Origin of the sequence: Achromobacter pulmonis (genome assembly GCF_002885955.2) — a bacterium.
GTDB classification, from domain to species: Bacteria; Pseudomonadota; Gammaproteobacteria; order Burkholderiales; family Burkholderiaceae_B; genus Achromobacter; species Achromobacter pulmonis_A.
The window spans coordinates 359,191-373,263 of sequence record NZ_POQS01000006.1; the positions used below are offsets into that span (position 1 = coordinate 359,191).

Here is a 14,073-nt window from a genome sequence, read left to right on the forward strand (position 1 = left end):
TTAGTGAGTCTTGAAATAATCGAAGGGCTCGCGGCAGGAGACGCAGCGATACAGCGCCTTGCACGACGTGGAGCCGAAATTGCTCACCAGGCGCGTATCGCGCGACCCGCAGCGCGGGCAGGCGATCGCCGGGCCGGCCGCGCGGCGGCTGATGCCGGAGATGTCGACGGCGCGTTCGGCCGGCGCGGCGATGCCGTAGCCCTTGAGCGCCTGGCGCCCCTTCTCGCTCATCCAGTCGGTGGTCCAGGCCGGCGCCAGGCGGGTCTGCACCCGCACCTCGGCGATGCCGTGGCGCGCCAGCGTCCGTTCGATGTCCTGGGTGATCTCGCGCATGGCCGGACAGCCGGAATACGTGGGCGTGATGACCACGACACAGGCGTCGCCGTCCCAGGACACCTCGCGCACCACGCCCAGATCCACCACGGACAGCACGGGGATCTCCGGATCGGGGACCTCCTGCAGCCAGGCGTAGACCTGGTCGGCGGAAACGGGCGCCAGCGCGTTCACCACTTGGCTCCCGGATAGGCGCGCGGCAGGAACTGCATTTCGGCCAGCACGTAGCCCAGTTCCTCGGTGTGCTTGCCCTGGCGTCCGCCGCGGTGCGCCGGATGGCCGGCGGCGGCTTCGTCGGGCACGGTCAGGGTGGCTTCTTCCAGCACTTCGCGCACGTGCGCCAGCCAGGGCTGGCGCAGCGAGGCCAGCTCACAGCCGATGCCGCGGGCCGCCACGTCCTGGTCGACGGCGTCGTCGGTGAACAGCTCGCCGGTGAAACGCCAGGCGTCGTCGATGGCCGCCTGCATCTTGGCATGGCTTTCCGCCGTGCCGTCGCCCAGGCGCACCACCATGTCCGACGAGCGGCGCACGTGGTAGGTAACTTCCTTGATGGACTTGGCCGCGATGCCGGCGACGCGCTCGTCGCTCGACTGCTCCAGGCGCTGCAGCAGGAAGTAGTGCCAGACGTCGAACAGGAACTGGCGCGCCATGGTGTCGGCGTAATTGCCGTTGGGGCGCTCCACCAGCAGCACGTTGTGGAACTGGTGGGCGTCGCGCAGGTAGGCCAGCGCGTCTTCGTCGCGCCCGGCGCCTTCGACCTCGCCGGCCAGCGTCAGCCACATGCGGGCCTGGCCCAGCAGGTCCAGCGCGGTATTGGTCAGCGCCAGGTCTTCTTCCAGGATCGGGCCGTGGCCGGTCCAGGCGCCCAGGCGCTGCGACAGGATGAGCGAGGAATCGCCCAGCCGCAGCAGGTATTCAAACAGCGTCTTGTCCATGTCTGCCCCGCCGCCTTACATGTGCTTGATTTCTTCGGGCATCGGGAAGAACGTGGGATGCCGGTAGACCTTGCTGTTGGCCGGTTCGAACAAGGGGTCCTTGTCGCCCGGGCTGCTGGCCGAGATGTCGCTGGCGCGCACCACCCAGATGCTCAGCCCTTCGTTGCGGCGGGTGTAAACGTCGCGGGCGTGGTTGATCGCCATTTCGGCGTCGGGCGCGTGCAGGCTGCCGACGTGCTTGTGCGCCAGGCCGTGCTGGCTGCGGATGAACACTTCCCACAAAGGCCAGTCTTTGCTCATGATGGATATCCTCGAATGCCGGGCGCGCCCCGCGCGCACCGGTCTGCAATGATGGTGAGAGAGTCGCGGCCGCGAGACGGCCTAGGCGGCCTTGCGCTCGGCCTGCTTGTCGGCGTAGGCAACCAGGGCTTCGCGCACCCAGGCGCCGTCCTCGTGCGCCTTGACGCGCGCGGCCAGGCGTTCGCGGTTGCACGGGCCGTTGCCCTTGAGCACCGCGTAGAACTCGGCCCAGTCGATTTCGCCGAAGTCGTAGTGGCCGCGCTCGGCGTTCCACTTCAGCTCGGGATCGGGGATGGTCAGGCCCAGGTACTCGGCCTGCGGCACGGTCTGGTCCACCATCTTCTGGCGCAGCTCGTCGTTGGAGAAGAGCTTGATCTTCCAGGCCATGGACTGGGCGCTGTTGGGAGAGTCGGCATCAGAAGGGCCGAACATCATCAGCGCCGGCCACCACCAGCGGTTGAGCGAATCCTGCACCATCGCCTTCTGTTCCGGCGTGCCGTGCAGGCACATCTGCATCAGCAGGTCGTAGCCCTGGCGCTGGTGGAAGGATTCCTCCTTGCAGACGCGCACCATGGCGCGCGCGTACGGGCCGTAGGAACAGCGGCACAGCGGGATCTGGTTGATGATGGCCGAGCCGTCGACCAGCCAGCCGATCATGCCGATGTCGGCCCAGCTGAGCGTGGGGTAGTTGAAGATGCTGGAGTACTTGGCGCGGCCGGCGTGCAGGTCGTCGACCAGGTCGTCGCGCGACACGCCCAGGGTTTCGGCGGCGCTGTACAGATAGAGGCCGTGGCCGGCTTCGTCCTGGACCTTGGCCAGCAGGATGGCCTTGCGCTTGAGCGAAGGCGCGCGGGTGATCCAGTTGCCTTCGGGCAGCATGCCCACGATTTCGGAATGCGCGTGCTGGGAAATCTGGCGCACCAGGGTCTTGCGGTAGGCCTCGGGCATCCAGTCCTTGGCCTCGATGCGGATGCCGTCGTCGATGCGGCGCTGGAACGCCTGTTCCTGGCCTTCGAGCTGGTCCGCGGTCTTGACCTGCTTGACGCCGGTTTCGACGAGTTGTGCGTACATGTTTGTCTCCTTGAGGCAGTTTGCGAAAACGCAAAGCAAACGTTGCGCAATGCCGTCATGTCATAGGCGGATTATTTAATACAAAAAATCCATTGTCAAACTCAAATCTGTATCACATTGGATTTATGTATCATATTGCGGATACCGATATCGGCCGCCCGCGGCCCCCTCTAATGGCAAACCCTCAGTCGTCCCTGGAGCGCTTTCTTTCCCGTCTGATCAAGAACGATCCGCCGCGCGCGAAATCGCTCTGCGTCAGCCTGCTGGGAGACGCCCTGGCCCCGCACGGCGGCGCCATCTGGCTGGGCGACCTGATCGAACTGCTGGCGCCCCTGGGCATCAACGAGCGCCTGCTGCGCACCAGCGTGTTCCGGCTGGTCGCGCAGAACTGGCTGCAATCCGAACGCCACGGCCGGCGCAGCCTGTACCTGATTTCCGAACAGGGCCTGCGCCACACCGCGCACGCCTCCCAGCGCATCTACGAAGGCGCGCCGCAGGAATGGAACGGGGAATGGACGCTGGTGGCGCTGCCGCGCACCGGCAACGGCCTGGCCGAGCGCGCGGAACTGCGCCGCGAACTGGTCTGGGAAGGGTTCGGCATGATCGCGCCGGGCCTCTTCGCCCATCCGCACACCGAGGCGAGCGCGGCGCACGACATCCTGGAAAAGCTGGGCATCCCCGACCGCGCGCTGGTGCTGTCGGCGCGCGACCTGGCCGGCGCCGGCGGCCTGCCCATAGCCAGCCTGGCCTCGCTCTGCTGGAACCTGGAAGACCTGGCCGAACAGTACCGGCAGTTCACCCGCAATTTCGGGCCGCTGGAAAAGCTGCTCGACGCCCCGCCCTCGCCCGCCGAGGCCTTCATCATCCGCGTCATGCTGCTGCACAATTGGCGCCGGATCGTGCTGCACGACCCCCAGCTGCCGGGCCCCATGCTGCCCGACGACTGGCCCGGCCACGCCGCCCGCGAGATCTGCGGACGCATCTACTGGCAGGTGTTCGACGCCTCGGAAGCGCACCTGGACGCCCTGGCCGGGCGCGACAACGAACGCTATACGCCGCTGACCGGCGAGGTCGAATCGCGCTTCGGCGGCCGTCCCGCCTGAGGCCGCCCGATCAGCCGCCGCCGGCAGGCGGCAGCGTCACGCCCAGCGTGTCCAGGTGGATTTCGCCGGCGGCGTCGGCGCCGGCGCCCTGCGCCAGCCCGCGCGCACGCGCAATGAAACACAGGGTCCAGCGCGCCCGCACCGGCCGGCCCAGCGCCGCGCCGGTATCGGCATCTATGCCGCTGGGCACGTCCAGCGCCAGCACCGGCACGCCCCAGGCATTGGCCTGGTCCGCCAGCGCCTGCCAGTCCGCGCCCAGCGGACGGTTCAGCCCGATGCCGAACAGGCCGTCGATGACCAGTCCCGGCGTGAAGCCCGATTCAAGGGCGGACCAGGTCTGACCGCCCGCCGCCAGCCAGCCGGCATGGGCGCGGGCGGCGTCGGCAGGCAGGTTGCGCGCGCCCGACGGCAGCAGCACGCGCACGTCGTGGCCCATGGCCCGCAGCAAGGTCGCCGCCTCCAGGGCGTCGCCGCCGTTGTTGCCGGGACCGGCCAGGGCCAGCAGCGCCGTGCCCGGCGGCACGCGCGCGGCGACGAAACGCGCCGCGGCCGCCCCCGCCAGCGGCATCAGCCGCCGGCCCTCGGCCAGCGCCCGGCGTTCGGCGTCACGGATCCGGGCTACGGGCAGGAAAGTCGGCATGGCGATAGCCTCCTATGCGTGAATTTCACGCATTGCGTGAAATTCCACCAACAAATTGGAAGATGCCGCCCCGGACTCCCAGCAAACACGCGGGGCGCGGGGCGTCGGCCGATTGGCATGCATTTTGCGTTGTAGTCATCGCCGGGACGAGCCGGACCGGACGACCCAACTGAAAGAGACTACACCAATGCGTTCCATGAGCATCATCTGCCCGAACGGGCATTTAGGATTCGCCCCCCTGCGCACCGAGAGCTTCCAGCTCGGCGTCGCCGCCAGGCCGGACTTCATCGCCGCCGATTCGGGCAGCGACGACGTGGGTCCCGTGCCGCTGGGCTCCGACACCTCCACCAGCCCGCAAGCCTGGCAGCGCCACGACCTGGAGCAGATGCTGCTGGCCGCGCGCAAGCTGGGCGTGCCCATGATCATCGGATCGGCCGGCGACACCGGCGCGAACAGCCGCGTGGACCTGTACGTGAGCCTCATCAAGGAAATCGCCGCACAGCACAAGCTGGCGCCGTTCAAGCTGGGCTATTTCTATTCGGAAGTCGACAAGGAACGCGTGCGCCGCGCGCTGCGCGACGGCCAGCAGGTGGCCGGCCTGGACGGCTACGCCGACCTGACCGAAGCCGAGCTGGACGCCAGCGACCGCATCGTCGCGGTGGCCGGCGTGCACCCCTACATCAAGCTACTGGAAGCGGGCGCGGACGTGATCATCGGCGGGCGCAGCTCCGACGCCGCCGTATTCGCCGCCCCGGCCCTGCACAAAGGCTATGACGCGGACAAGGCCTATTACCTGGGCAAGGTGCTGGAGTGCGCCTCGTTCTGCGCCGAACCCTATGGCGGCAAGGAAACGGTGATGGGCGAAATCTCGAAGGAAGACGTGCGCGTCACCGCCATGCATCCGGACCAGCGCTGCACCATCGCCTCGGTGGCCGGCCACGCCATGTACGAGCGCTCCAACCCCTACGAAGAATTCTTCGCCGGCGGGCGGCTCGACATGTCCGAATGCCGCTACGAACAGCTCAGCGAGAAAACCACCCGCATCACCGGCTCGCGCTTCGAACCCGCCGCCCAGGTGCGCGTGAAGCTGGAGGGCTCGGGCAAGGTCGGCGAGCGCTACATGGGGCTTTGCGGCATACGCGACCCCTACACCATCGAAAACGTGGACCGCGTCATCGCCTGGGCGCGCGACAAGGTGCGCGAGCGTTTCGGCGACACGGGCTACGAGCTGCACTACAAGGTGTACGGGCGCGACGGCGTCATGGGCGAGCTGGAGCCGCTGCGCGACCAGCCCGGCCATGAACTCTGTGTAATGGTCCAGGGCGTCGCGCCCACGGCCGAGATGGCCGAGGAACTGACGCTCACGGGCCTGCGCCAGATGTTCTACGCCCGCCTGCCCGACGTGAAGGGCACGGCGGGCTCGGTGTCTTTCCCGCTGGACGAGGTGGTGCGCACCAGCGCCGCCTACCGCTGGACCCTGAACCACACGCTGCCGGTGCAGGACGCCGGCGAACTCTTCCCGATCCACCTCACCGAGGCCGGCGCCTGAGCCGGCAAGACCATGAGCACCCAGAAACTCAGCAGCCTGGCCAAGACCATCCGCAGCAAGAACGCGGGCGTGAACAAGATCACCTTCGACATCATCTTCCGCGAGCCGGCGACCTACGAGGCGGTCAAGCGCTCCGGCGCGTTGACGCGCGCCAGCGTGGCGGCCCTGTACCGGATCGACGACGCCCGCATCTCCGACTTCGTGCATTACGATCCCGGCCTGGCCATCAAGTTCACGATCTACCGGCTGGTTCCCAGCGGGTCGGCGGGCGACGGCGACATCTTCGGCGCGCAGCAGTACGCGCCGCTGCTGGACGTCGCCGTCCCCATGCCGGACTGAACGCCGCGGGCGCCGGGTCCGGCGCCCGCCATCCCCTCCGCCCTCCTGGAGAATCGAGCATGAATGCGCTAATGCAAACAACGTTGTTCCTGGCGGCGTCCCTGCTGGCCGGCGCGGCCGCCGCCCAGCCGGAAGTGCCCAAGCAGATCAAGATCGTGGTGCCGTTCACCGCCGGGGCCAGCAACGACGCGATCGCCCGCGTGATCGCGCCGCAGCTGGCCGCCCGCTTCGGCAATACGGTGATCGTCGAAAACCGCGGCGGCGCGGCCGGCGCGATCGGTTCCGAGTACGTCGCGCGTTCGGCCAAGGACGGTTCGGTGCTGCTGCTGACCTCGTCGACCTTCCTCACCACCGCCGCCACCCAGCCCCACCTGCCCTACGACGCCCTCAAGCAGTTCGCGCCGGTGGCAATGATCGGCCAGGGCCCGCTGGTCATCGCCGCCTCGGCGCAAACGCCGTACGGCTCGCTCAAAGAGCTGCTGGACGCCGCGCGCGCCAGGCCGGGCGCCCTGAACTACGGCAGCGCCGGCATCGGCTCGCTGGCCCACCTGGCCACGGTCATGCTGGACGACGCCGCGGGCACCCGGATGACGCACGTGCCCTACAAGGGCGCGGCCAACGCCGCCTCCGACCTGGCGGGCGGCCTGATCGACGTCATGCTGTCCAACTACAGCACGCTGGCGCCCGTGGTGCAGGGCAAGAAGGTCAAGCTGCTGGCCACCACCGCGCAGGCGGCCTCGCCGGCCTTCCCCGGCCTGTCGCCGGCGGCGCAGTCGCTGCCCGGCTACTCGGTGCAGATCTGGGTGGGCGTGTTCGCGCCGGCGGGCACGCCGCAGCCTTATATAGACAAGGTCAACGCCGCGCTCAATGAAATCTCCGCCTCTTCCGAGATGCGCGCTCTGCTGGACCTGGACGGCACCGTGCCGGCCCGCATGGACAGCGCCGCGTTCGGCGCGCGCGTGCGCGAGGACCTGGCGCTATGGCAGGGAATCGCGCGCAAGCACAACATCAGCGCGCAATAGTGCGCGCCCGGGGCCGCGTCAGCCGTCCAGCCCCAGCTTGAGCATCTGGTGGCGCAGGGCGTGGCGCGTCAGGCCCAGGGAATCGGCGGCGCGGCCCAGGTTGCCGCCCTGGGCCTGCAGCGCCGCGCGGATCAGGCCGCGCTGGAACTGCGCGGTCTGTTCAGCATAGCTGCCCCCTCCCGGGGACGGCGCCGCGGGCGCGGGCTTGCCCGCTTCGCGCAGGATGCGCTGCGGCAGATGGCGCGCCAGCACGGTGTCGCCATCCTCCAGGATGCAGATCCGCTCCAGCAGATTGCCCAGTTCGCGCACGTTGCCCGGCCAGGCGTAGGCCTTGAAGATGCGCCGCACTTCCGGATCGATGGCGGTGAAGCGGCTGCCGTGGGTGGCGTTATAGCGTTCCAGGAAGCGCTGCGCCAGCACGATGACGTCGTCGCCCCGCTCGCGCAAAGGCGGCAGGTTGATGGATACGACCTGCAGCCGGTAATAGAGATCGTCGCGGAACCGCCCGGCCTGCACTTCGCCCAGCAGGATCTTGTTGGTGGCGGCGATGAAGCGGGCGTCGACCGAGACCTCCTGCACCGAGCCGATGCGCCTGAAGCGGCGGCTGTCCAGCAAGGTCAGGATCTTGGCCTGCATGACCGGGTCCAGTTCGCGGATCTCGTCCAGGAACACGCTGCCGCCGTTGGCGGCTTCCAGCAGTCCGGCCTTGCGCGCCACGGCGCCGGTGAAGGCGCCGCGTTCGTGGCCGAACAGCTCGGATTCGAGCAGATTGCCCGGGATGGCGGCGCAGTTGATCTCGGTATAGCCCTTGGCCGCGCGCGCCGATTGCGCGTGCAAGTTGCGCGCGACCAGCCCCTTGCCGGTGCCGGTTTCCCCGTAGATGAGGACGATGCTGGCCTTGCTGCGCGCGACCCGGCCGACCAGGTCGCGCAAGGCCGCCATCGATGGGTGGTCCCCGATGAGCGGCTCGCAGGCGGACGGGGCGGCGGGCATGGGGACTTACCCCTTACACTTTCAGGAAATGCTCGCGGTAATACTTGAGCTCGTCGATCGACTCGTAGATGTCCGCCAGCGCCTCGTGGCGGCTTTTCTTCTCGAAGCCCTTGTAGACCGCCGGCGCCCAGCGGCGCGCCAGCTCCTTCAAGGTGCTGACGTCCAGGTTGCGGTAGTGGAAGAACTGCTCCAGGCGCGGCATGTAGGCGAACATGAAGCGGCGGTCCTGGCTGATGGTGTTGCCGCACAGCGGCGACTTGCCGGCCGGCACGTGCTGCGCAAGAAATGCCAACAGCGTATCCTCTGCCTGGGCCTCGGAAATGGTGGACGCGCGGACCTTGTCGATCAGGCCGCTCTTGCCGTGCGTGGACTTGTTCCAGTTGTCCATGGCGTCGAGCAGGCTGTCGGGCTGATGCACCACCAGCACGGGGCCTTCGGCCACGACCGTCAGGTCGGCCTCGGTCACCACCACGGCCACCTCGATGATGCGTTCTTTTTCAGGGTCCAGGCCGGTCATTTCCATGTCCAGCCAGACCAGGCGGTTTTCGTTCACAGCCATATAATTTGCCTATAAGAGAATGCCCCCGCGCAGCGCCTTCGGCAAACGGGGCGGTTTTTTACCTCGGGACGGCCCGCCGGTAAAAACACGCGATTTTCTCACATACATTTCTGAGTCCACCGCAATATCCATGTTCACTCTGCTGTTCGTTGCCTTCCTGCTGACCGATATCGCCGTGCGCCTGTGGCTGGCGTCGCGGCAGATCCGTCACGTCGCGCGCAACCGCGACCAGGTGCCGTCCGAGTTCTCCCACCGGATCGGGCTGGCTAGCCACCAGCGCGCGGCCGACTACACCGTGGCGCGGGTCAAGCTGGGCATGCTGGAACGCACTTACGACGCCATCCTGCTGGTGTGCCTGACCCTGATGGGCGGGCTGCAGTTCATCGACCTGGCGATGGCCCAGCTTACCAGCAACGACTTCGTCAGGCAGATGCTGCTGTTGGTTGCGGTTGCCCTGCTGCTGGGCCTGCTGGGGCTGCCCTTCACCCTGTGGCGGCAGTTCCGGCTGGAGGCCCGCTTCGGCTTCAATCGCATGACGCCGCGGCTGTTCGCGGCCGACGCCATCAAGGGGCTGGCCGTGGCCGCGGTGCTGGGCCTGCCGCTGGCGGCCGCGGTGCTGTGGCTGATGGGCAGCGCGGGCGCGTACTGGTGGATCTGGGCCTGGGCGCTCTGGACGGCGTTCAACCTGGCGCTGCTGGTCATCTACCCGATGTTCATCGCTCCGCTCTTCAACAAATTCACCCCGCTGTCCGATCCGGAGCTGGCCGGGCGCATCCAGCGCCTGGCGCAGCGCTGCGGCTTCGCCCTCAACGGGCTGTTCGTGATGGACGGCTCGCGCCGCTCGGCCCATGGCAACGCCTATTTCACGGGCTTCGGGCGCTCGCGCCGCATCGTGTTCTTCGACACCCTGCTGGCGCGCCTGAACGGCGACGAAATCGAGGCCGTGCTGGCCCACGAGCTGGGCCATTTCGCCAAGCGCCACATCATCAAGCGCGTGCTGTTCAGTTTCGCCGCGGCGCTGGTGTTCTTCGCCATCCTGGGCAGGGTCTCCCAGCAGCCCTGGTTCTACGTCGGGCTGGGCGTGCTGCCGCAGCTGGGCGGACGCAACGACGCGATGGCGCTGCTGCTGTTTTTCCTGGTGATCCCCGTGTTCACCTTCATGCTTACCCCGCTGGCCAGCTGGTACTCGCGGCGCGACGAATTCGAGGCGGACCGCTACGCGGCTGAACAGAGTTCGGCCGAACGCCTGGTCTCCGCGCTGGTCAAACTCTACGACGACAACGCCGCCACCCTGACGCCCGATCCCGTGCATTCCGCCTTCTACGACAGCCATCCCCCCGCCGCCGTGCGCATCCGCCACCTGACGGCGGCCGCTGCATGAGCGGCCCGGGCCGCCCCAAGGGCGTAAACCACGCAGAGCCGGCCCCCGGGCCGAACGAAGGCCGCATCATCGCGGCCCACGGCCGCCACTACACGGTCGAGCTGGCCGACGGCACGCTGCGCAAATGCTTTCCGCGCGGCAAGAAGGCCGGCGCCGCCGTCGGCGACCGCGTGCGCATCACGCCCCAGGGCAAGGACGAAGGCGCGATCGACGCCATCCTGCCGCGGCGCAATCTGCTCTACCGGTCCGACGAGATGCGCTCCAAGCAGTTCGCCTCCAACGTGGACCAGCTGCTGATCGTGGTCGCGGTGCAGCCCACGTTCTCGGACGACCTGACCGGCCGCGCCCTGGCCGGGGCCTGGAGCGCCGGCATCGCCCCCATCATCGTGCTGAACAAGACCGATCTGGCCGACGAACTGCCGGCGGCGCGCGCGCGCCTGGCGCCGATCGCGGCGCTGGGGGTGGACATCATCGAACTGAGCGCGCTGGAACCCGACAAGGTGCACACCCTGCTCGCGCCGCGCCTGGCCGGGCACACCAGCCTGCTGCTGGGGCAAAGCGGCATGGGCAAATCGACGCTGCTGAACGCGCTGGTGCCGGACGCGGCCGCGCCCACCCGCGAACACTCCACCGCGCTGGACATGGGCAAGCACACCACCACCAGCACGCGGCTCTACCACCTGCCCGCGCCGGGCGGCGACCTGATAGATTCGCCGGGATTCCAGGCCTTCGGCCTGCAGCACCTGAGCCGCGAGGACATCATCCGCGGGTTCCCGGAATTCACCGGTCCCATCGAGCAGTGCCGCTTCTACAACTGCACCCACCGGCACGAGCCGGGCTGCGGCGTGGTCGCCGCCTTGCAGGCCGGCGCCATCGATCCCTCGCGCTACGCCCTGTACCAGCGCATCCTCGAAGAAAACCTGGCGGGCCAGCAGCGCTATTAGCCTTGCCGGCGCCCCGGCGTCCCGTCAGCGCGGCTCGAAGCCGTGGCGCACCAGGTGATACAGGTTGCGCAGCATGCCGGCGGTGGCGCCCCAGATGAAATGCTTGCCGTAGGGCATGCCGTAGTACTGGCGCACCCGGCCGTCGTCCAGCCGGGCCTGGTACAGGCGGTGGTTGGCCGGGTCCATCAGGAACGGCAGCGGCACTTCGAACACCTCGGCCACCTCGAAGGCGTCGGGCGCCAGATCGAAGCCCGGGCGCACCAGCGACACCACGGGAATGATGGAAAAACCGGTGGCCGTCAGATAAGGCGGCATGCTGCCCAGCACTTCCACGTGGCTGGCCGGCAGGCCGGTTTCTTCTTCGGCCTCGCGCAGCGCGGCGGCCTGCGGCGTGGCGTCACTGAGTTCGATGCGCCCGCCCGGAAAACTGATCTGGCCGGCATGGTCGTGCAGGTGGGCGGCGCGCTGCGTGAGCATGATGGACACGCCGTTGTCGCGGGCCACCAGCGGAATCAGCACCGCGGCCGGCACCGGCACGCCTTCGCGGCCCGGATAGCGCAGGTCGGTATCGCGCGACAGTTCCAGCGTCCAGGTCGACGGCTGGCTGAGCGTGCCGCGCAAGCGGTCGGGCGTCAGCAGACTGGCGGGCACGGCGGGCAGGGCCTCGTTGGCCGTCACCCACGGTTGCGTCGCCGGATCGAAGCCGGGACGCGCCAACGGCCGGCGTGGCCGCGGAGAAGACGAGGAATCAGACATACGGCTTTTTGAAAAGAAAAAGGCACCCTCGCAGGTGCCTTTTTAACCCGGAAACCCGTGCCGGACGAAAACGCGGGAGGGCGTGAGCGTCCGACACTGGTAGGGCCGTGTGCCGATAAGCGATCAAGCCGCCGAGGCTTGCTTGCTGACCAGCTTTTCCTTGATACGCGCCGACTTGCCCGAGCGGTTGCGCAGGTAGTACAGCTTGGCGCGGCGCACGTCGCCGCGGCGCTTGACTTCGATGCCGGCGATTTGCGGCGAGTACAGCTGGAACGTACGTTCCACGGCTTCACCCGACGAAATCTTGCGCACGGTGAACGCGGAGTTCAGGCCGCGGTTGCGCTTGGCGATGACGACGCCTTCGAAGGCCTGCACGCGCTTGCGGGTGCCTTCAACGACGTTCACGCTCACGATGACGGTGTCACCGGGAGCAAATTCAGGCTTGGCCACACCGCCGGTCAGGCGGGCGATTTCTTCCTGTTCCAGGATAGCGATAAGGTTCATGAGAACTCCTAGATCATCGTGTCATTGCGGACTGAATTTGCCGTCCGATATTGTTTGCGCGCGGGCTCCTGACGATGCAAAAAAGACGCTCGAAAGAAGCCGCGTGCCTGTGAGCCCGGGCCTGTGGCCCCGCCCCACTCTTGCCGCAAGCAGAGGATGAGATTTGGCAAACCAATGATTCTACACCAAAAATCCCAAAACACGCTGGGTAGAATATGCGTGCGCCGCAGCTTTGCTGTACGCTTCCACTCTCTGTAACAAACACGTCACACGGCGCGGCTCCCTACATGTCGTACTCGTCCCTGCTTTTGGTCGTCCTGGCGGCGATGGCCCACGCAACGTGGAATCTGCTCGCCAAGCGCGCGGCCATGGTGGGCGCGCCCTTCGTTTTCGCCTACGGGCTGTGCGCTTCGGTGCTGTACGCGCCGTGGGTGGCCTGGGTGCTGATGCACGACGGCATGACCTGGACCTGGCCCGTGGTGGGCGCCATCCTGACTTCGAGCCTGTTGCACCTGGGCTACAGCCTGTGCCTGCAGCGCGGCTATCAGGTGGCGGACCTGTCGGTGGTGTATCCGATCGCCCGGGGCACCGGCCCGCTGCTGTCGACCACCGGCGCCTTCCTGCTGCTGGGCGAACCCGCCACCGGCACCGGCATCGCCGGCATGCTGTGCGTGGTGATCGGCGTGCTGCTGATCGCCACCCAGGGCCGGCTGGCCATCTTCAAGCAGGCCCAGGCCTGGATCGGCGTGCGCTGGGGCATGGTGATCGGCCTTTTCATCGCGGCCTATACCGTGGTGGACGCCTACGGCGTAAAGGTGCTGCTGATCAGCCCGGTGCTGTTCGACTGGTTCACCTGCGTGACCCGCACGGCCATGATGACGCCCCACATGCTGAGCCGCCGGGCCCAGGCCTGGGATTCCATGCGCGGCCATTGGCACCTGGCGCTGGCGGTGGGCCTGCTGTCGCCGCTGGGCTACATCCTGGTGCTGTACGCCTTGCGCAACGGCGCGCCGCTGAGCCTGGTGGCGCCTGCGCGGGAAATGTCCATGATGCTGGGCACCCTGGCGGGCATGTTCCTGCTGCGCGAAAAAGTCGGGCCGGGCCGCCTGGCCGGCTGTTTGTCCATACTGGTGGGCGTGGTGCTGCTGGGTTCCACCTGAGCCGCCGGGCCGGTCAGAAGCCGGCGGCCGCGCCCAGCCACATCAGCCCGGGAATGATGGCGCCCCAGGCCAGCACCATGATCACGTCCACCACCATCTGCTTGCGGGTGACCCGCGCCGTGACGGGCTCGACCGTGGCGTTGCCCAGGCTGTGATCGCGCGCGGCCGGGGCTGCGGCGGGACGGCCGACGGGCGTGGGGGCCGCGGCAGGCGCGGCCGGCGGCGTCTGCACGCCCGCTTCGGCCGGCGCCGGCGGGAACGGCCAGCGGGCCGGCATGGAACCGGGGCGCGCACGCCGGCGCGCGCCGCCTTCCGACAGGGACGCGTCCCAGGGCGAGGCCAGGCCCGCCAGCCGGGCGCAGACCATGCGGGCGCGCTGCGCGCCACGGCGCAGCGGATTCAGCGAGACGGCAAGCTCGTCCGGCAGGACGGAAATATCGGCGGTGTTCATGTGAACTCCTTGAAAAGACGATCCAGCGCCTGG

General features: G+C 68.0%; 17 protein-coding genes. 7 read left to right on the forward strand and 10 right to left on the reverse strand.

Annotated elements, in window-relative coordinates; genetic code table 11:
* The 4 genes from paaD to paaA form a co-directional block, all read right to left on the reverse strand.
* Entirely contained in the window at nucleotides 1-507 is a 507-nt protein-coding gene (gene paaD, locus C1I89_RS23415) for a 1,2-phenylacetyl-CoA epoxidase subunit PaaD (protein WP_102774955.1), read from the reverse strand.
* Nucleotides 504-1,268: a 1,2-phenylacetyl-CoA epoxidase subunit PaaC gene (paaC, locus tag C1I89_RS23420; RefSeq protein WP_102774844.1), complete on the reverse strand. Its 765-nt coding sequence runs from the start codon at nucleotides 1,266-1,268 to the stop codon at nucleotides 504-506. The genes paaD and paaC overlap by 4 nt, the downstream gene beginning before the upstream one ends.
* A gap of 15 nt (nucleotides 1,269-1,283) precedes the next feature.
* On the reverse strand, nucleotides 1,284-1,568 hold the full coding sequence (gene paaB / locus C1I89_RS23425; RefSeq protein ID WP_006388300.1) for a 1,2-phenylacetyl-CoA epoxidase subunit PaaB: 285 nt from the start codon (nucleotides 1,566-1,568) through the stop codon (nucleotides 1,284-1,286).
* 81 nt (nucleotides 1,569-1,649) lie between these two features.
* Nucleotides 1,650-2,639, reverse strand: coding sequence for a 1,2-phenylacetyl-CoA epoxidase subunit PaaA (gene paaA, locus C1I89_RS23430; RefSeq protein WP_102774845.1), 990 nt, complete (start codon nucleotides 2,637-2,639; stop codon nucleotides 1,650-1,652).
* Nucleotides 2,640-2,812: 173 nt separating this feature from the next.
* Here paaA and paaX point away from each other — a divergent pair, with 173 nt between their 5' ends.
* Nucleotides 2,813-3,742: a phenylacetic acid degradation operon negative regulatory protein PaaX gene (paaX, locus tag C1I89_RS23435; RefSeq protein ID WP_102774846.1), complete on the forward strand. Its 930-nt coding sequence runs from the start codon at nucleotides 2,813-2,815 to the stop codon at nucleotides 3,740-3,742.
* 10 nt (nucleotides 3,743-3,752) lie between these two features.
* Here the strand turns inward: paaX and C1I89_RS23440 are convergent, their stop codons facing one another.
* Nucleotides 3,753-4,382 (reverse strand): NAD(P)H-hydrate epimerase, encoded by a 630-nt coding sequence (locus C1I89_RS23440; protein ID WP_102774847.1) that lies wholly within the window; start codon nucleotides 4,380-4,382, stop codon nucleotides 3,753-3,755.
* 187 nt (nucleotides 4,383-4,569) lie between these two features.
* Between C1I89_RS23440 and C1I89_RS23445 the strand changes: the two genes are divergently transcribed.
* The 3 genes from C1I89_RS23445 (at nucleotide 4,570) to C1I89_RS23455 (ending at nucleotide 7,292) form a co-directional block, all read left to right on the forward strand.
* On the forward strand, nucleotides 4,570-5,931 hold the full coding sequence (locus C1I89_RS23445) for an acyclic terpene utilization AtuA family protein (protein ID WP_102774848.1): 1,362 nt from the start codon (nucleotides 4,570-4,572) through the stop codon (nucleotides 5,929-5,931).
* Nucleotides 5,932-5,943: 12 nt separating this feature from the next.
* Nucleotides 5,944-6,270 carry a DUF4387 domain-containing protein gene (locus C1I89_RS23450; RefSeq protein ID WP_102774849.1) on the forward strand — a complete coding sequence of 109 codons (327 nt, stop codon included), beginning with the start codon at nucleotides 5,944-5,946 and terminating at the stop codon, nucleotides 6,268-6,270.
* 71 nt (nucleotides 6,271-6,341) lie between these two features.
* Complete coding sequence (locus C1I89_RS23455; RefSeq protein WP_102774850.1) at nucleotides 6,342-7,292, forward strand: tripartite tricarboxylate transporter substrate-binding protein; 951 nt, start codon at nucleotides 6,342-6,344, stop codon at nucleotides 7,290-7,292.
* A gap of 18 nt (nucleotides 7,293-7,310) precedes the next feature.
* Here C1I89_RS23455 and C1I89_RS23460 read toward each other — a convergent pair whose 3' ends face one another.
* Together C1I89_RS23460 and orn are read right to left on the reverse strand one after the other, a co-directional pair.
* Nucleotides 7,311-8,285, reverse strand: coding sequence for a sigma-54 interaction domain-containing protein (locus C1I89_RS23460; RefSeq protein WP_102774851.1), 975 nt, complete (start codon nucleotides 8,283-8,285; stop codon nucleotides 7,311-7,313).
* Between the two features lie 13 nt (nucleotides 8,286-8,298).
* Entirely contained in the window at nucleotides 8,299-8,844 is a 546-nt protein-coding gene (orn, locus tag C1I89_RS23465) for an oligoribonuclease (RefSeq protein ID WP_049072382.1), read from the reverse strand.
* A gap of 130 nt (nucleotides 8,845-8,974) precedes the next feature.
* Here orn and C1I89_RS23470 point away from each other — a divergent pair, with 130 nt between their 5' ends.
* Both C1I89_RS23470 and rsgA read left to right on the forward strand, forming a co-directional pair.
* On the forward strand, nucleotides 8,975-10,225 hold the full coding sequence (locus C1I89_RS23470) for a M48 family metallopeptidase (RefSeq protein ID WP_102774852.1): 1,251 nt from the start codon (nucleotides 8,975-8,977) through the stop codon (nucleotides 10,223-10,225).
* A complete protein-coding gene (gene rsgA / locus C1I89_RS23475; protein ID WP_102774853.1) occupies nucleotides 10,222-11,169 on the forward strand; it encodes a ribosome small subunit-dependent GTPase A in 948 nt (315 codons plus the stop codon). Before C1I89_RS23470 ends, rsgA begins: the two co-directional genes overlap by 4 nt.
* 24 nt (nucleotides 11,170-11,193) lie before the next feature.
* Here the strand turns inward: rsgA and C1I89_RS23480 are convergent, their stop codons facing one another.
* Together C1I89_RS23480 and rplS are read right to left on the reverse strand one after the other, a co-directional pair.
* Nucleotides 11,194-11,925, reverse strand: coding sequence for a CoA pyrophosphatase (locus C1I89_RS23480; RefSeq protein WP_102774854.1), 732 nt, complete (start codon nucleotides 11,923-11,925; stop codon nucleotides 11,194-11,196).
* 123 nt (nucleotides 11,926-12,048) lie between these two features.
* Nucleotides 12,049-12,429, reverse strand: a complete 381-nt coding sequence (rplS, locus tag C1I89_RS23485; protein ID WP_043543023.1) for a 50S ribosomal protein L19 — start codon at nucleotides 12,427-12,429, stop codon at nucleotides 12,049-12,051.
* A gap of 287 nt (nucleotides 12,430-12,716) precedes the next feature.
* Between rplS and C1I89_RS23490 the strand changes: the two genes are divergently transcribed.
* The gene (locus tag C1I89_RS23490) at nucleotides 12,717-13,589 is read left to right on the forward strand and encodes a DMT family transporter (RefSeq protein ID WP_102774855.1); all 873 of its coding nucleotides are present in this window, start codon (nucleotides 12,717-12,719) and stop codon (nucleotides 13,587-13,589) included.
* A gap of 13 nt (nucleotides 13,590-13,602) precedes the next feature.
* Here C1I89_RS23490 and C1I89_RS34615 read toward each other — a convergent pair whose 3' ends face one another.
* A complete protein-coding gene (locus C1I89_RS34615; RefSeq protein WP_168202336.1) occupies nucleotides 13,603-14,040 on the reverse strand; it encodes a hypothetical protein in 438 nt (145 codons plus the stop codon).
* Nucleotides 14,041-14,073: the final 33 nt, after the last annotated feature.

Coding starts and splice junctions, on each gene's coding strand:
- paaX (WP_102774846.1), top strand. CDS start 2,813: ATGGCAAACCCTCAGTCGTCCCTGGAGCGCTTTCTTTCCCGTCTGATC.
- rplS (WP_043543023.1), bottom strand. CDS start 12,429: ATGAACCTTATCGCTATCCTGGAACAGGAAGAAATCGCCCGCCTGACC.
- paaB (WP_006388300.1), bottom strand. CDS start 1,568: ATGAGCAAAGACTGGCCTTTGTGGGAAGTGTTCATCCGCAGCCAGCAC.
- C1I89_RS23455 (WP_102774850.1), top strand. CDS start 6,342: ATGCAAACAACGTTGTTCCTGGCGGCGTCCCTGCTGGCCGGCGCGGCC.
- C1I89_RS23470 (WP_102774852.1), top strand. CDS start 8,975: ATGTTCACTCTGCTGTTCGTTGCCTTCCTGCTGACCGATATCGCCGTG.
- C1I89_RS34615 (WP_168202336.1), bottom strand. CDS start 14,040: ATGAACACCGCCGATATTTCCGTCCTGCCGGACGAGCTTGCCGTCTCG.
- C1I89_RS23450 (WP_102774849.1), top strand. CDS start 5,944: ATGAGCACCCAGAAACTCAGCAGCCTGGCCAAGACCATCCGCAGCAAG.
- C1I89_RS23460 (WP_102774851.1), bottom strand. CDS start 8,285: ATGCCCGCCGCCCCGTCCGCCTGCGAGCCGCTCATCGGGGACCACCCA.
- paaC (WP_102774844.1), bottom strand. CDS start 1,268: ATGGACAAGACGCTGTTTGAATACCTGCTGCGGCTGGGCGATTCCTCG.
- C1I89_RS23480 (WP_102774854.1), bottom strand. CDS start 11,925: ATGTCTGATTCCTCGTCTTCTCCGCGGCCACGCCGGCCGTTGGCGCGT.
- rsgA (WP_102774853.1), top strand. CDS start 10,222: ATGAGCGGCCCGGGCCGCCCCAAGGGCGTAAACCACGCAGAGCCGGCC.
- C1I89_RS23490 (WP_102774855.1), top strand. CDS start 12,717: ATGTCGTACTCGTCCCTGCTTTTGGTCGTCCTGGCGGCGATGGCCCAC.
- C1I89_RS23445 (WP_102774848.1), top strand. CDS start 4,570: ATGCGTTCCATGAGCATCATCTGCCCGAACGGGCATTTAGGATTCGCC.
- orn (WP_049072382.1), bottom strand. CDS start 8,844: ATGGCTGTGAACGAAAACCGCCTGGTCTGGCTGGACATGGAAATGACC.
- paaA (WP_102774845.1), bottom strand. CDS start 2,639: ATGTACGCACAACTCGTCGAAACCGGCGTCAAGCAGGTCAAGACCGCG.
- C1I89_RS23440 (WP_102774847.1), bottom strand. CDS start 4,382: ATGCCGACTTTCCTGCCCGTAGCCCGGATCCGTGACGCCGAACGCCGG.